The organism is Nocardia sp. NPDC049526, from assembly GCF_044465765.1.
Taxonomy (GTDB): domain Bacteria; phylum Actinomycetota; class Actinomycetes; order Mycobacteriales; family Mycobacteriaceae; genus Nocardia.
The window spans coordinates 289,700-305,032 of sequence record NZ_JBITMA010000010.1; the positions used below are offsets into that span (position 1 = coordinate 289,700).

Genomic DNA, 15,333 nt, shown 5'->3' on the forward strand with positions numbered 1-15,333 from the left:
GATGAGGAAGTAGGGCCGCGTACAGGGCGAGCAGTATCGTCATCTCGGGACAGGTGATTCGATGACTGCTTTCCCGATGATCGATCCCTGTTCGAGCGCGGTCAACGCGACGCCTGCGTCGGCCAACGAGTAGCGCGCGCTCACATATGGCCGCAATCCCGACGCGACCAAGTAGCTCAGGGCAGCCATCGACTCCGCGAAAGCGGAAGGGCGACCACATGGTCAGCGCCGAGCGCGGCGAGTTGCTGTGCGACACCCTGCCGACGCGCCACCGCGATCACGGTGGCGCCCAGTGCCTTTGCGATCTGGATCGCGGCGGTGCCGACGCCGCCGGCCGCACCGAGAACGAGTACGCTCTGGCCTGGACGGACGTCCGCACGGCGCGTCATCGCGAAATGCACCGTCTGGAAGTTCGCCGGCAATGCGGCGGCCTCGCCTCAATCGAGTTCGGGCGGCTTCACGGTAACCATCTCGGGAGCGGCGGCAACGAATTCCGCGTACCCGCCCAATTCCGGGCGGAACGCCACCACCTCATCGCCCTGGGATACGGCACCTCCGGCAGGTGCGGAGACAACGACACCGGACACTTCCACGCCAGGGACGAACGGCGGCGACGCGCGCAACTGGTATTTCCCTTGCGTCATCAGCAGATCGGGGAAGTTGACGCCCACCGCGCGGACGGCGACGAGGACCTTGTCATGGACGACGGGCACCGGCAATGCGGTGACGTGCAGGGCCGACGGCCCCGTCAGATCCGTCGCCTGCACGGCCGCCATGAGTGGAACCTCAGACACCGAGACCCACGGGAGAGTCCTTCACGATCTGATCCAGATATTCGCTCATACCGAACAGTTCGGTACCGTCGTCGGTGATCCATCGAGTCTGGTTTTCGAGAATTCGGGTCAACTGCTCGGTGCCCGAGGCGTCACGTTTGCGGTGCCGCAGCGGCACTGTGGCACCGACATCGCCGATCATGCGCCAGCTCCTGCCGTCCGCGGCGACGAGCTCTGCCCGAATGCGGCGCGGCGTGTGGTCCTCACCCCGTTCCGTACTGACGCGCACGTCGGTGCAGCGGTGCACATCTCGGCCATCCCAGACGAATCCGCCCGTCACCGGCTCGCCGTCTTCGACTCCGAAGAACGCTCCCATGAACCCGAACTGCGGACTCGATCCGTGCAGCCAGCGATAGAACCAAGGCGCTTGCCATGACCGCGGGCCCCACGAGTGATCGCGCAATCCCGCGCCGGCGATCTCGAACACGGTGCCGTCCACGGTGATCGATCCCGCGACGGCCATAATCTGCTCGTAGTGGTTCGGAGCGAAAGCGGGACCGTCGCCATCGAAGTTCTGCGCATAGGGTTCGCTGAGTCGAGTGAAGGTCAGACCCACAGCACACTCGACCAGCGGCGTGCTGGCGAGTCTGCGTGGGTCGGAAAGGATTTCGGGCACGTCGAGAAGGTTCACCTCCCCGCGAAAGGTGGCGTGGAGTGTGGTGAACGGCTCCTCGACGTGGAACTCGAGACCGGCGCCCGACATCTTCTCGTTCGTCGTCGCCTCGGGCCGCGCGAATCCGAAGGCCACACTCCCATCAGGCAGGTAGAGGCATATCGTCCGCTCGCCGCGGCCCTCGTTCGGGCGGTTGGCCAATCTCACGAATCCGCTGATCCGATTTCCCGGCGAGTGAAAATGGAAGTACATGGATTCATTGAAGTTGGGCTCGGTCCCGACCGGATGCGTGTAATCGTCTTCGGGCTTCATTGGTAATCTCCTTGGCCTTTCCGGTGCCTGCCGGGGCGCCCGCCGTGGATCAATGCGGCCGCCTCCTCGAGCAGATAGCCGATGGTCGAATCCAGCTCGACGAGGTCGAGCGAACCGTGTTCGCCCATGGCTCCCGATCGGCGTCGCAGCAGAACGCCTTGCAGCAATGTCGCCGCCCGCCAATGCGTGAAAGCGCGATAGTAGTCGATCGAATCCACATTCAGACCGGTTGCCGCACAATACATCTCGATCAGTTCCGCCCGGTTCGGGAAGCCACCGGCGCGCGTCGGGCTCGGCATGATGATCTGCGGTTCGTCGGGACCGCGCCAGTCGTCGAGCAGCCAGGCCAGATCCGCCTGCGGATCACCCAGAGTCGCCAGTTCCCAGTCGAGTACCGCAGTGATCCGGGCGAAGTCGACGAGCAGGTTCGACAGCCGATAATCGCCGTGCGTGATCACCGTCCGCTGCTGCCGGGGCACCCGGTCCGCGAGCAATGACCGGACGTACTGCCAGATCCGATCGTGCGCGGTCTGCTCACCCCACTGTGTCCAGTTCCGGACCGCCCGTCGCATCTGCCGCGGCAGATATCCGGTGTCGGGTCCGAGGTCGTCGAGACCGACGGCCGCCGGTTCGAGCGAGTGCAGGTGCGCGAACACCTCGATCACCTGCCGTCCCAGCGCCGAACGCTGCTGCGGGCTCAGTTCCGCCGCATCGGACTCCGACTCCAGCGGCGCACCGGCCATCCGGGTCATGACGTAGAACGGGCTCGTATCGTCCGTACCGATCACCGTTGGGAGCGGAATACCCGTGTCGGCCAGTGCGTTCAGGATCCGCGCCTCACGTAGCACATCGTGCGCGGTCGGGTCGTGTCCGCCCGGCGGCGGCTCGCGCAGCACCCAGCCGGCTCCCGACTCGTCGCTGATCAAGCTCGTTATGTTCGACTGGCCGAAGCCGATGCGCTCGATCCGCAGCGCGCCGCTCACGTCGGCGCGCTCCGCCAGCCATTTCTGAAGCTGTTCTGCCCGTCCGGCTTTCGTGTTCAGCACCGCTACCTGCCCTCGAAGATCGGCTTGGATTTCGTGATGAAACTGCGTACCGCCCGAGCTGCGTCCACCGTCGCCGCAGTGCGAGCCAGTGCGTCGATTTCGGCGGTCAGCTGTTCGGACAGCGTCGAGGATTCGGAATTCCGGAGCAGGGTACGGACTTCCGCGTAGGCACGCGTCGGTCCAGAGGCCAGGGTTTCGGCCCGGTTCAGCGCGATCTCCTCGAGCTGTTCGGGGTCGACGACCTCGGAGATCAAGCCCCACTCGCGGGCTTCGCGCGCATCGAGGACGCGGCCCTGATACAGCGCCTGCGCCCGGCGCATCCCGACCAGGCGGGGCAGGTACCACGAGGTGCCGCCGTCACCGGACAGTCCCAGCGCCGAGAATCCCGTCGCGAACTTCGTTTCCTCCGCAGCGAGCGCGATATCGGCGCAGTAGACCATGCCGAGCCCACCACCGCCAACGGAGCCATGAACGGCGGTCACGACCGGCGCCGGCAGCTCAGCGAAGATCCGGAGGGCTTCGTGGTACGGCGTCACCATCCGCCGCAGAGTTGTCGACAGTTCTTCCGGTTCGGTGTCGGCGAAGACCGTGATGTCTCCCCCAACAGTGAAAGTCCGGCCATTGCCCAGTATCACCAGAGCCCGCAGGTCCGATCGCGCGGCGCAACGTTGCGCGGCCTCATACAGATCGTCGGCCATCGTTTGGTCGATCGCATTGCGCTGGTATGGCCGGTTCAGCCGGAGAACGGCTATCCCGTGCGTCACCGAGAACTCGACCGCGCGCAGACCACTGTCCGGGGTCAGGGCCTCACGCCATCGCTCACTGTCGGTGAGTTGGATCAGCCCGCTGATCCGGCCCTGCGTAAATGTCAGAATGTGGATGAATTCCGCGTCCAGTTTGCCGTGCCCGACGCGTGCGTTGCCGGTGTAGCGGCCGGTGATCGCGAGGCGCCCATCGTCGAGCCAGTTGAATCGCGTCGGCACCGCCCGAGCCGTGTAGTGCTTGGCGATGCGACCCCAGAAATCCCGTTGCATCGCGTCGGGCCCGCGATAGACACCGCCGAGTTCGAATGGGAGCCCCTCGGTGGTCCGTCCTTCGAATCGAGGGTGCAGAAGGGCGACCAATCGCTCCCGATCCCCCGCTGCCAAGGCGTTGTACAAGTCGGCCGCCAACTCCTTGGCCGCGTCCCGTTCGCGCTCCGGCAACGGAGACGTCGAACCATCGCTTTCAGCGTTCATCGTCGAACCCAGCTCTCAGCAAATTTCTTCTAATATAGATTTAAAACCGTAGGCCATGTCGGGTTACCCGGTCAAGCGGCCACCTGTGTCCGTCAGCGTTGATCGGCCGGTGGTGGGCACAGGATGCCACAGGGAATCGGCGGCAGACCGGGGATGATGATCATCGGCGGTTGTTGAACCGGAGGTCCGGGCTCCGACGGAGTTTCCGGCTCGGCTGGCTGGGATTCCGGCGCGGGCTGGGTAGCGTCCGGTTGCGGTTGGTCGGCGTCGGATTGCGGGGACGGCAATGGAGCCGGTACGGCCGACGGCAGCGGTATACCGCCACCTCCCCCGTAGAAGGCGGACCAGCGCAACACATCCGAGGCATAGGACATCGAGTTGTTGTAACGCAGGACAGCGTGTAACTCCAGGTCCGGATCGCGCAGGTCCGTGCCGCCCGCGCACAGATATCGCCCTGCGGCCAGGGCCGCGTCGAACACATTGTTCGGATCGGCGTAACCGTCACCGTCACCGTCGCTGCCCCAGGCGACCCACGTGCTCGGCAGGAATTGCATCGGGCCGACGGCCCTGACAAATCCGCCCCGCCCATCGGCGATGGTTTCGTTGCCGGGCAGCGTGCCATCGAGCGCGGGTCCGAGAATGGGTCTGACGGTGGTTCCGTGCGCGTCGACATCGCCGCCGCTGGCATGGCCCGATTCAATTCGTCCGATTCCGGCCAGTAGATTCCACGGCAGGCCGCAATTCGGTTCGGAGCGAGCGATATTCAGCTCGGCATTGCGATAGGCCGCGAGCACTGTCTCCGGGATTCCCCGCACAGTAGGCAGATTCGGTTCCGCCGCCATTTCGACGGCGATCGACGGCCTGGACATGAGTTCGCTGGAGTCCGAGGCGGGCACCGCATGCGGGCGGATCGGCCGAGACACCGCGGGCACAATTCCCACACTCGGGCTCGGCTCGGTCTGCTTCCCTGCGGCCGAATCCCCCAGTGCAAGTAGTTCGGTTCTATGCGGAGGGCTCACCATCGACGAGGTGGACATGAATACGCCGACAATGCTCAACGCGGCGAGGGTGACGCGGTGCAAAGCCATCGCAGCTCACCTGGTCTCGGCCTTGTGTTCACAGCGCGGCGAGGCGGCGCGATAGTGCGGGTTCGGTTCACTGCACATGGCCGACTCCTTCGAGCACGGCGGTCGGCGAATCGGAAACCTGATCAATATCCGCCAGAATCGCTTCCTGCGCGACCGGCGGCAGAGTGTGCAGGATAGAGCGGACGCGTTCCTTGCGGCGAATCACGGCCTGGCGCACCGGCATACCCGGAGTGGCCCGCATCTGCGGAATGATGCCCTCGACCTCTTCGGCGCCACCATGATGGTGCCCGGCGTCCACGAGGGCCTGCTCGCGCGCCATCTGCGCCTCGTCCTTTTCCTCCGACATACCGATCGGACCGATCATCCGGCCGTTGAGGAACTGCTTGACCACCGGCTCCTCCGAGGTCAGCAGCACCTCACGTGGACCGAACATCACCAGCGAGCGACGGAACAGCATCCCGATGTTGTCGGGCACGGTACGCGCCAGGTTGATGTTGTGGGTCACGATCAGGATCGTCGCGTCGATCTGGGCGTTGATATCGATCAGCAACTGCGACAGATACGAGGTACGCACCGGGTCCAGACCCGAGTCGGGCTCGTCGACCAGGATGATCTGCGGGTCCAACACCAGCGCACGGGCCAGACCGGCACGCTTGCGCATACCACCGGAGATCTCACCGGGCAGCTTGCCCTCCGCGCCCAGCAGACCGGTCAGCTCGAGCTTCTCCATCACGATCTTCTTGATGTCGGACTCGGACTTCTTGGTGTGCTCACGCAACGGGAACGCGACATTGTCGAACAGGTTCATCGAGCCGAACAGCGCGCCGTCCTGGAACAGCACACCGAACAGCTTGCGGATTTCGTAGAGCTCCTTATTGGAGCAAGTAGTGATATCGGTGCCGTCGATAAAGATGGAGCCGCGCTCAGGGCGCAGCAGACCGATCAGCGACTTCAGAAAGACGGATTTACCGGTACCCGAGGGGCCGAGCAGCGCGCTGACCTCACCCGAGGGCAGCGTCAGGGAGACATCCTGCCAAATACGCTGTGAACCAAAAGACTTGGTAACACCCTCGGTCCTGACCTCCACGCCCATGATGAATTCCTTTCCGGGTTACTGTCAGACGGGTGTGATGTCGGAGATCAGCCAGGTCCCCGCAGCATCGGCCATGGTTACCCGGATGCGGCTGCCATCCAGCCGCGGTCCCTGGTACTTGGTGCTGGTGGTCTCCTGATTCAGGAACAACAGCAACGTCACCTTGTCGCTGTCGGCGGATACCACCGAGGCGCCGACGATCGTGGCCTTCGTGACGATCGAATCGCGGTGTGCGGCAGGAATGATCACACTCGTGCCGAGCTTTGCGAAGTCGTCGCGGAACTTTCCGGTCAGATTTTGCGCTACGGCAGGGAATTCGATGTCGATGGTGTTGTAGTCGTAGGAAAGCACCTTGGGGATACGCGATTGCGCGGACTCGCGCGCGGCGCTTGTCGCTGCCACGGTGGCACGGTGCTCCGCCGCGCTCCGGGCGAAGACGATCGTGGTCACCGTCCCCGCCCCCACCAGCAGTCCGAGTACCAAGAGGGTCGCGATGGCCGAGCGGCGGCTCAATGTCGACAGCCGATGGATCCGGCGACGAATCCCGACTCGCTCGCCCGAGTGCGTCCCGCCGGCTGGCGATTCCTCGTGCTGCTTTTCGTTTTCCGCATCGATCGCGGTAGCTGCCACGCCGAGGGCCTCGATGTCGGCGATTGCGGTGTCGGTGGTCATGCGACGAACTCCACGTTCGAGACGAGCCAGCGGCCGTCGGAGTGGTCGAGGGTCATCTTCATGCGGTAGACCCGCTGCTGTCCCTCAGGGGCTTCGGTGTTCTTGACCGTGGAGGTGACCGCGGTCAGCACGGTGGCATGCGCGTCATCGATATCGGCGAGGCCGGATTCCTTGACCTCACCGGTGGATTCGACCTTGCCGTTCTGCAGCACGCTGGCGAAGTTGCCGGAGATCTTGTTCCACTGGTCGCGGAACGATCCTGTCGAGTCGGCGGCTATCGCGTCGAGGTTCTGTTTGGCCGAGGAGTGATTGAGAGTGACGAGCTGCACGGCAATGCGATTCGCGGCTGCCAGCGCCGCGTGATCGCGCTCGTCGGCACGTGCGTTATCGCGGACATCGAGCCCGAACTTCACGCTCACACCCGCCAGAACCAGTACGGCGACAGTCGACAACACGACCACCCACGCGAGCCATGGCCTCGACGGCCCACGAGGCGATTCCGCTCGGCCGGCGCCGAGTTCCCCCCGACTCGGGGCTTGCACCCGAGCTTTTCGATCGGCTTCTACTTGATCAGCAATGATTGCCATCCCTGGTTCTCCTCTCCGTAGGCGGCACTACGGGCCGACAGCCCGAAGACATAGGTGAGACCGTCGGGGCCTCGGAAGGTGCCGTCGCCTTCGGCGTACGGCACGGCCAGTGCGGCCGGCGCGGCGGTTCGCGGTGCGGCAGCGGGCTCGGGATGCGCGGGCGCAGCCGGTGCCGCCGGCCTCGGTACCGCCGCCGGCTCCGAATCACCGGGGTGCGCAAGCATTTCCGGCCAGGTCGACGGCAGCCCCTTCGGGCAGTTGGCAACATCTGCGGTACGGACGGACGGATCGGTGGCGCAAGGCGTGTTGCGGGCACCGCGAATAACCTTCGGATCGTCCGGGGCGACCTTGCAGTAGTTGTCGCGCGGGACCGCGGCCGGGCCGGTGTCGGACGGGTCGCGTCGTTGCGTGGCCTGGTATCCCTCGGTACACGGTGGCGGGTTCAGGGTATTGCCGAGTTTGACGTCCAGCGCCGCGGCCGGCGCGAGCAGATTGCCGTCGGTCTGGAATCCTCCGCCCACCACGCTGTAATCGACAGCCGCGGCGAGAGCCGGGTAGACCACCAGGATCTGGCGCAGTCCGGGAACGTTGACACGCAGCACCTGACCAACCGTCTGCAGATCGGCAAGCATGGTCGGCAGCGGTGTGCTCAGGTCCGTGAGTGTGCCCGCAACGGTGTCCGCGGCGGACGGGCCCTGGTCGAGAACGCCGCGGAGGTCGCCGTCGCTGTGCACGAGCTGATCAGTGAAGGAACCCAGATCCCGTACCGCGGAACGGAGTTCGGTGCGCACAGAGTTACCGGTGCGCAGCAACGGTTCCGCGTCGTTGATCAGGGTGATGGTCGGCCCGATATCGGCTTGGGCCAGATCGAGGAACTTCGCCGAGGACTCGATCAATGAAGCGAGTGCGGGACCGGTGCCGTTGACCGCCTGGAAGGTTTCGTCCAGCGCGGCATGTAGTGAGTCGGTGGACACACTGGCCAGCAGGGCCTGCGTATCATCGAGCACCTTGCTCGTCGGGATGGGCACGGTCGTTCGTGACTCGGAAATCTCCGAGCCGTCCGCAAGGTAGGGGCCTCGCTCGTCCGACGGAATCAGGTCGACGTACTGCTCGCCGATCGCGGACGTGCTCTTGATCGCGGCCGCCGCCGCGGCCGGAATATGCCAGCCGCTGCGCAGCTGCATCCGGACCCGGACAGTGCCGTTGTTCAGATCCACGCCGGTGACCCGACCGACCTCGACGCCTCGGTAGGTTACCGTCGCGGATTCGTAAATCCCACCGGCGTCGGCGAAATCGGCTGTCACCGTGTAGGTTCCGATCCGGGTAACGCGCTGGATGCCGATGTAGTTGATGGCGCCGTAAACCAGGCTGACGGTCGCGAGCAGTGCGAATACGATCAGCTGGCCCTTGATCAAGCGGGTCTTCATCACCGGCCTCCGTCCTGGTCGGCGTTCACGGGCGCGGGCTGACCGGCGGGACCTGTTTGTGTCGGCGCGATCAGCGGATCGACCGCCCGGTTGGACATCGGAATCAGGTCTCCGAGCGGAATACTGCCGATGATCTTGTCGCGGATGGTCTCGACGCTGAGGTCGAGGGTGAGGAACAGATTCACGTAGTCGCCCTTGATGGCCTTGTCGGCGACCGTGACCGGGAATGGGAAGGTCGCGGCGACGAGCAGGGAGCCGGTGAGATCGGATCCGGCCGCGGCCAGTTGGCTCAAGACCGGCTCGAGGTTGTGCAGCTCCGCGGTGAGATCGTCGCTGCTGGACCGCAGCACCTGCGTCGCTCGCTGACCGAACGCACCGACTCGGTCGAGCATCGATACCAGCTGTGTCTTCTGCTCGCCGAGGATGCTCAGCGCCGGTTGGATCTGCTCGATCCCGGTGCCGAGGGTGTCCTTCTGCCGGGCGAGTTCCTGGGAGAACGCGTCGAGGCTGTCGATGGCGCGCACGATGTCGTCGCGCTGGACATCCAGGCCGTCGACGAATGTCGCCAGGCGGCTGAACGACCGATTGATCGCGTCCTCGTGACCGGCGAATCCCTGGTTCAGCTCAGACATGATGGTCCGGATCTGTTGTAGGCCACTGCCATTGAGCACGAGCGACAATGCGGCGAGCACCTCCTCGGTCGCCGGGTACTCCGAACTCGCCGACAGCGGGATCACATCCCCGTCGCGCAGTTGTTCGCCACCGGATGCGTCACCGGGCGTGGTGAGTTCGAGATACTGGGCGCCGAGCACACTGGTCTGCGCCAATCTCGCTTTCACGGTGGCGGGCAGGCGCACACCCTTATCGAGCTTCAGGGTGGCCACCGCGATGTTGTGACGCACCGCGATGGAGGTGATCATGCCGACTGTGACGTTGTCGGCCTTCACGAATGAATTCGCCACCAGATTCTGCGTATCACGCAACTCGACCTGCACGGTATAGGCACCGTCATGAATCGCGTTGCCCGGCAATGGAATCGAGTTTGCGCCGTCGAATCGGCACCCCGTTGTGAGTAGCGCGCTCATGAGCAGCACACCGCCCGTGCGCAACATGGTGGAGGATGTCATCGTCCTGCTCCCGGGATGAGTATGTCGGTCAGGCCGGGGATGGCCGGCAATCCGGGCGGCAATCCAGGAAGTTCGCCGGTCGGACTGGGCGCCGGAGCGGGTGCCGCGCCGCCCATGGCCGCCCGAGCAGCCGCGCCGAACAGGTCCCCGAAGTGCGCGCTCGCGCGCGAGCACTCTTCCTGAGGCGCGTTCACCGTGGTCAGCAGCGCGCAGATCAGCGACATCGGATCCGGGAAGTCCGGTACCGCCAGATTGCCGGTCAACGAGTGCGACTGCGGATCGTAGATGTTGTAGAAGTTGTCGATCGCCGTCGGTCCGAGATGCAGGATCTGGGCGAGATCGTCCTCACGGTCGACCAGCAACTGCGTGATATGGGTCAGGTCCCCGACATTTTTGGTCAGCGCGTCGCGGTTGTCGGCGACGAACGTCCGGATCTGCGGCAGCATCGCCTGGAGGGACTGTAGCGCCGCGGCCAGCTGAGTCCGATTGTCGTTCAACAGATTCGATACCCCGGCAAGCTGGTTGACAAAGGTTTGGACCTGGTTGTCGTTGGCGGTGAGGGCCGAAACGACGGCCTGCAGGTTCCGGACCGTCGCGAACAGATCCGGGCCGCCGTCGGCAAGGGTCCGCATCGCCTGCGACAGATTCACCAGTGTCTGATTGAGCGTTGCCCCGTTGCCCTGCAACGCTTTGGCGGTCGCGTCGGTGAACCGAGTCAGCGTCCCGGTGGGGTCGCCGTCCTTGGGGCCGAGCTGGGTGGCCAGATCGGTGACTTGACGCTTGATCTGGTCGTATTCGATCGGCACCGCGGTGCGCTCGAGCGGGATCACCGAACCGTCGGCGAGTATGGGCTCGTTGCCGCGTTTCGGTGTGAGCTGGATGTATCGACCCGACACCAAGGTCGGGGCGACGATGACTGCATGGGTATCGCCGGCGACCGGATGTGATGCGTCGAAATGCATTGTGACCCGGACGCGATCGCCGACCGGTGCGATGTCATCGATCTCGCCCACCGGAACACCGCGCAGCGTCACCCGATCACCTGGGTAGAGCCCCACCGAGTTGGTGAAGAATGCGGTGATACGCACGGTCGAACGGTTGGTCACCCACCACGTCGCGGCAGTGGTCACCAGAGCCACGGCGATCAAGACGGCCAGGATCCGGCCGGGCAACGGAATACGGGATATACCCGCGCGCAAGGATTTCATCGGTGACTGCCTTGTCCAGGGCTTCCCGGCTGCTGCCCATTGAGGTTCGCCGGCGCAATGTTCTGCAGCAATGCGCCGAAGAAGGGTCCGCTAGCGACCGCCTCGCCGAGCTGGCTGACATACGGGCGCAGCCCGAGAATCGCGGCGTTGATGTTGTCGTAATTCGTGTTGAGCAGGCCCACGACCCGGTCCAGTTCGGCGAGCATCGGCGCGGTGGTCGCGGTGTTGTCCTTGACCAAGGCGCGCAGTTCGTCGCTGACGGTCTTCACGTTCGTCAGCAGCGCCCGAATGACCTGTGCTCGGTCGTTGAGCGCCGCGAACAAGGATCCGCCATCGGTCAGCAGCGCGGTGAGATTCTGATTGCGCTCGGCGAGAACGCCGGTGACCGAGTTCGCGTGCCCGAGCAGATCACGTAACGCGCTGTCACGGGAGCCGATCGTCGCCGACAACCGTGATACGCCGTCGAGTGAGGACTTCAAGTTGTCCGGGAGCGTGTCCATCACCTTCGACAGGCTGTCGACCGCATCGGCCAGCTGCTTCTTGTCCGTGCCCTGCAGGCGGCCGGTGAGCTGGTTCAGTGCTTCGGTGAGGTCGAATCCGGATGTGGTGTGGTCCAACGGAATTCGCTTCACCGAGCGACCGTCGCCGTCGGGCTGCAATTCGACGAACCGTCGGCCGAGCGCTGTCTCGACCTTGATCGCCGCCATAGTGCGGCTTCCGAGGGCCTGTCCGTGTGTATCGATCTTCAGGGTGATATCGACGTGGTCGCCGCTGAGCCCGATGGAATCGACCTTGCCGACCTTGATGCCCGAGATCTGGACCGCGTCACCGGTAGTCAGCCCGCTGGCATCGGCGAACTCGGCCACGATCGTGCTCCGTCCTGGCCACCACGGGATGTTGTCGTAGTTGAAAACAATTACGAGCAACGCGATCACGATCCCGGTGCCGACGAGTCCGAGCCGGACCGGATTGCGTTCGGAGAACGTCTTCCGCTGCTTTTGCTGCTTTTGCTTTGTCATCTGGCTTGGCACCTTTCGGCGGGAGCGACGAACATCGGGGTGTCCTGGTAGCCACCGCCGATGGCGGGGTATCGGATCGCCAGACCGCATACGAACCAGTTGACGAAGCTGCCGTAGCTGCCTACCCGCGTGATGAGCGGATAGGTCGTGGGCAGCTTCGCCAGCAACAGCGACAATGTGTTCGAGTCGGCGTTGAGGTTGCTCGCCAACTGCTTCAGCCCCTCGATGTCACCGCCGATGGCGGGCCGGTTGTCCACCAGGAGTTGCGCGACTTCGGCTGCACCCGCATCGATTTGGTCCAAGCCCGCGGTGATGGTGGCGCGGTCGTTGTCGAGCCCGCTGATCAGGGACTGCAGATCGACGACCAGATGGTCGAACTTGTCGCCGGTGTCGTGGATGGCGCCGAGCGCGACGTCCAAGCTCTGGATCGTCTCGCCGATAACCTGGTCGCGGTCGGCGAGGGTGTTACCCAGCGACCCCATCTGCCGGATGAAGTCGGCGATGCTCTGCTGCTGACCGTTGAGCACCGCGATCAGGGACGCGGACAGCTTGTTGGCATCGTCGGGATCGAGGCCTTGCAACAACGGCTTGAACCCGTTGACCAAGCTGTCGATATCAAGCGCGGGTTTGGTCTGCGACACCGGAATCGGATCACCTTCCGGCCGCTCCCCCGAGCCGTCCGGCGCTACCATCACCTCGAGATAGCGGTCGCCGATAAGGTTCTTGTACCGGATCGCGACAGTGGAACTGCGCAGGACCTCGATGTCGCGGTCGACGGTGAACGCGATCTCGACGAGCTTGTCGTGCGCGAAGTCCACCGACTTCACCTTGCCGACAGGCACCCCTGCGACCTTCACATCGTCGCCGACCTTCATCCCCGATGCGGAGGTGAACAAGGCGTGGTAGCCGCGGGTGGACACGAAACGCAGGTCACCGATGACCACGACGAGCATGGCCGAGACGACGGAGGTGATCGCCAGGAAGATCGTCAGCTTCACTCCGGCGTGGCGGGCGGTCATCGGGTCAGTCCGTAGATCAGCGGGGCGAAGGGGTTGCCGATGAAGTCCTCCGCTGACCGGGCCGGGCCGTACACCGTTGTGCCGGTGTTGAAATCGGTGTGGCCGAGCGGGGCACTGCCAGGTCCGAAGGGATAGCCGTGGCAGCTCGGCGGATTGTCGGCACCGTTCACGGGAAGATCCTTCGCGTAGGTGTACGGCGGGTCACCCATCAAGATGGTGCCCAGGGCATTCAGGCCCGGCCGCCCACCGCCGAACGCACGCTCGAAATACTTGCGAGCGTCATTGAGCGCGGACAGGAAGCACGGGTACGACGGCGCTTGCTCGGCGAGTACACGGGTCGTCGGCTCCAACGCCTGCACCGCGCCGATGAGCGGGGTTGCCGAGGAGTCGAGAAACGAACTGCCGGTATTGCCGAAGTTGGTGAACGAGAGCAGGAAAGCGCTCAAGCTCGCCTGCTTCTCGACGATCGTGGAACTGCTGGTCGAGAAATTCCGCATCGTCGTCATCAGGTCGGGAGTTGCCGCCGCCAGGGTGTCCAGATTGTCGGCGATCAGCGGGACGTCGCGCTGCAGCGTCGGAATCGAATCGTTGAACTGCCCGAGGTAGCGGTCGAGGGCCACCATGAGGTCCCCGAAACGTCCGCCATGCCCGTCCAATGCGGTCCCCAGAGCGGTCAGGGTCGCGTTGACCTTCTGCGGCTCCAGGGTTTTCAGAACGGTGAGCAGTGTCTGGAAGATGTCGTTGATTTCGACGGTCACCTTCGAGCCGTCGATTATGGTCCCGGCAGTCAGTGTGGTGGCCGTCGGCTGTTCGGGCAGCAGCAGTGTGACGAACTTGCGTCCGAACAGTGTGGTAGGCGCGATTTCGGCGCCGATATTGGCCGGCAGACGTCGAGCCTGACTCGGATCCAGATCGAGGGTGAGCTTTGCCCGTTCGTTGTCGAGGTCGATCGTGCTGACCCGACCGATCACCACGCCTTGCACCTTGACGTCCGATCCTGGTGCCATCAACAGACCGGCTCGATCGGAATACAGGTATACGCGCGTGGTCGAGACGAATGTTCCACTGCAGGAGGCGATCGCACCCGTCACGGCCAAAACGAACGCGAACACGGCGCTCAGACCCAGAGTGAGTGCGCGGCGGCGGGAGACTTCGAGTTTCATCCGGACACCCGCACCGTCGAGTGAATGCCGCCGTAGACGGCGATGCCGATGATGAGGTCGATGATCATGATCGAAATGAGCGAGGCGCGCACCGCGCGCCCCACGGCCACGCCGACACCCGCCGGTCCACCGGAGGCGTGGTAGCCGTGGTAGCAGTGCACGGACATGACCACCAGCGCGAACGCGATCACCTTGACCAGCGACCAGAGCACGTCGCTGGGCACCAGGAACACATTGAAGTAGTGCGAGTAGGTGCCCTGCGACTGGCCCGACAGCACGATGCTGACGAATTGGGTAGAGGCGTACCCCATGAAAAGCGCGATCCCGTACAGCGGCACGATTGCGATCAACCCGGCGAGAATGCGGGTGGTGACCAGGTACGGCACCGCGGGCACCGACATCACTTCGAGTGCATCGATCTCCTCGCTCACCCGCATCGCACCCAGCTGCGCGGTGAATCCGGCGCCGACCGTCGCGGTGAGCGCGACACCGGCCACGACGGGAATGGCTTCGCGGGTATTGAAAAAGGCGGAGATGAAGCCGGACAACGCCTCGATCCCGACTCGGCCGAGCGAGTTGCTGCCCTGTTGACCGACTTCGTAACCGGCTGCGGCCGTGAGGAATCCGACGATCACTATGGTTCCGCCGATGACCGCCAGCGCACCAGTGCCCAGGCTGACCTCGGCCACCAGTCGAATCGTCTCGTGCCGATAGCGGCGTAGCGTGCGTGGGATCCAGCCGATGCCGTGCAGATGGAACGACAGTTGATCGCCGAGTCCGGCGACCCCGTCGACCTGGCTCGCGGCAGCACTGAATATCCTGCGCCCCAGCCCTTTCCGACGCAGCGCATCGGCGACGCCGTATTCGCTGGTTGTACTCATCTCGATG

General features: G+C 64.4%; 17 protein-coding genes. All 17 read right to left on the reverse strand.

What is annotated here, in order from left to right; translation table 11 throughout:
* Positions 1-39: 39 nt before the first annotated feature.
* The 17 genes from ACIBW7_RS30305 to ACIBW7_RS30385 all read right to left on the reverse strand — a co-directional run bounded on the left by ACIBW7_RS30305 (position 40) and on the right by ACIBW7_RS30385 (position 15,326).
* Positions 40-189 (reverse strand): hypothetical protein, encoded by a 150-nt coding sequence (locus ACIBW7_RS30305; RefSeq protein WP_397052206.1) that lies wholly within the window; start codon positions 187-189, stop codon positions 40-42.
* Positions 177-389, reverse strand: coding sequence for a zinc-binding dehydrogenase (locus ACIBW7_RS30310; RefSeq protein WP_397052208.1), 213 nt, complete (start codon positions 387-389; stop codon positions 177-179). The genes ACIBW7_RS30305 and ACIBW7_RS30310 overlap by 13 nt, the downstream gene beginning before the upstream one ends.
* Before the next feature lie 48 nt (positions 390-437).
* On the reverse strand, positions 438-776 hold the full coding sequence (locus ACIBW7_RS30315) for an alcohol dehydrogenase catalytic domain-containing protein (RefSeq protein WP_397052210.1): 339 nt from the start codon (positions 774-776) through the stop codon (positions 438-440).
* 10 nt (positions 777-786) lie between these two features.
* Positions 787-1,758: a hypothetical protein gene (locus ACIBW7_RS30320; RefSeq protein WP_397052212.1), complete on the reverse strand. Its 972-nt coding sequence runs from the start codon at positions 1,756-1,758 to the stop codon at positions 787-789.
* Complete coding sequence (locus ACIBW7_RS30325; RefSeq protein ID WP_397052214.1) at positions 1,755-2,804, reverse strand: phosphotransferase family protein; 1,050 nt, start codon at positions 2,802-2,804, stop codon at positions 1,755-1,757. Before ACIBW7_RS30325 ends, ACIBW7_RS30320 begins: the two co-directional genes overlap by 4 nt.
* Before the next feature lie 2 nt (positions 2,805-2,806).
* Positions 2,807-4,042 carry an enoyl-CoA hydratase-related protein gene (locus ACIBW7_RS30330; RefSeq protein ID WP_397052216.1) on the reverse strand — a complete coding sequence of 412 codons (1,236 nt, stop codon included), beginning with the start codon at positions 4,040-4,042 and terminating at the stop codon, positions 2,807-2,809.
* Positions 4,043-4,134: 92 nt separating this feature from the next.
* On the reverse strand, positions 4,135-5,130 hold the full coding sequence (locus tag ACIBW7_RS30335) for a lytic murein transglycosylase (protein ID WP_397052218.1): 996 nt from the start codon (positions 5,128-5,130) through the stop codon (positions 4,135-4,137).
* A 67-nt stretch (positions 5,131-5,197) separates the two neighbouring features.
* A complete protein-coding gene (locus ACIBW7_RS30340; protein ID WP_397052220.1) occupies positions 5,198-6,223 on the reverse strand; it encodes an ABC transporter ATP-binding protein in 1,026 nt (341 codons plus the stop codon).
* A gap of 24 nt (positions 6,224-6,247) precedes the next feature.
* Positions 6,248-6,895 carry a hypothetical protein gene (locus ACIBW7_RS30345; RefSeq protein ID WP_397052222.1) on the reverse strand — a complete coding sequence of 216 codons (648 nt, stop codon included), beginning with the start codon at positions 6,893-6,895 and terminating at the stop codon, positions 6,248-6,250.
* Positions 6,892-7,350, reverse strand: coding sequence for a hypothetical protein (locus ACIBW7_RS30350; protein ID WP_397052224.1), 459 nt, complete (start codon positions 7,348-7,350; stop codon positions 6,892-6,894). Before ACIBW7_RS30350 ends, ACIBW7_RS30345 begins: the two co-directional genes overlap by 4 nt.
* A gap of 107 nt (positions 7,351-7,457) precedes the next feature.
* Positions 7,458-8,909 (reverse strand): MCE family protein, encoded by a 1,452-nt coding sequence (locus tag ACIBW7_RS30355; RefSeq protein ID WP_397052226.1) that lies wholly within the window; start codon positions 8,907-8,909, stop codon positions 7,458-7,460.
* On the reverse strand, positions 8,909-10,036 hold the full coding sequence (locus ACIBW7_RS30360) for an MCE family protein (RefSeq protein WP_397052228.1): 1,128 nt from the start codon (positions 10,034-10,036) through the stop codon (positions 8,909-8,911). Before ACIBW7_RS30360 ends, ACIBW7_RS30355 begins: the two co-directional genes overlap by 1 nt.
* A complete protein-coding gene (locus tag ACIBW7_RS30365) occupies positions 10,033-11,244 on the reverse strand; it encodes an MCE family protein (protein ID WP_397052230.1) in 1,212 nt (403 codons plus the stop codon). The genes ACIBW7_RS30360 and ACIBW7_RS30365 overlap by 4 nt, the downstream gene beginning before the upstream one ends.
* Positions 11,241-12,263, reverse strand: a complete 1,023-nt coding sequence (locus tag ACIBW7_RS30370; RefSeq protein ID WP_397052232.1) for an MCE family protein — start codon at positions 12,261-12,263, stop codon at positions 11,241-11,243. Before ACIBW7_RS30370 ends, ACIBW7_RS30365 begins: the two co-directional genes overlap by 4 nt.
* The gene (locus ACIBW7_RS30375; RefSeq protein WP_397052234.1) at positions 12,260-13,282 is read right to left on the reverse strand and encodes an MCE family protein; all 1,023 of its coding nucleotides are present in this window, start codon (positions 13,280-13,282) and stop codon (positions 12,260-12,262) included. The genes ACIBW7_RS30370 and ACIBW7_RS30375 overlap by 4 nt, the downstream gene beginning before the upstream one ends.
* Positions 13,279-14,445 carry an MCE family protein gene (locus tag ACIBW7_RS30380; RefSeq protein ID WP_397052236.1) on the reverse strand — a complete coding sequence of 389 codons (1,167 nt, stop codon included), beginning with the start codon at positions 14,443-14,445 and terminating at the stop codon, positions 13,279-13,281. The genes ACIBW7_RS30375 and ACIBW7_RS30380 overlap by 4 nt, the downstream gene beginning before the upstream one ends.
* Positions 14,442-15,326 (reverse strand): MlaE family ABC transporter permease, encoded by an 885-nt coding sequence (locus ACIBW7_RS30385; protein ID WP_397052238.1) that lies wholly within the window; start codon positions 15,324-15,326, stop codon positions 14,442-14,444. Before ACIBW7_RS30385 ends, ACIBW7_RS30380 begins: the two co-directional genes overlap by 4 nt.
* Positions 15,327-15,333 lie beyond the last annotated feature (7 nt).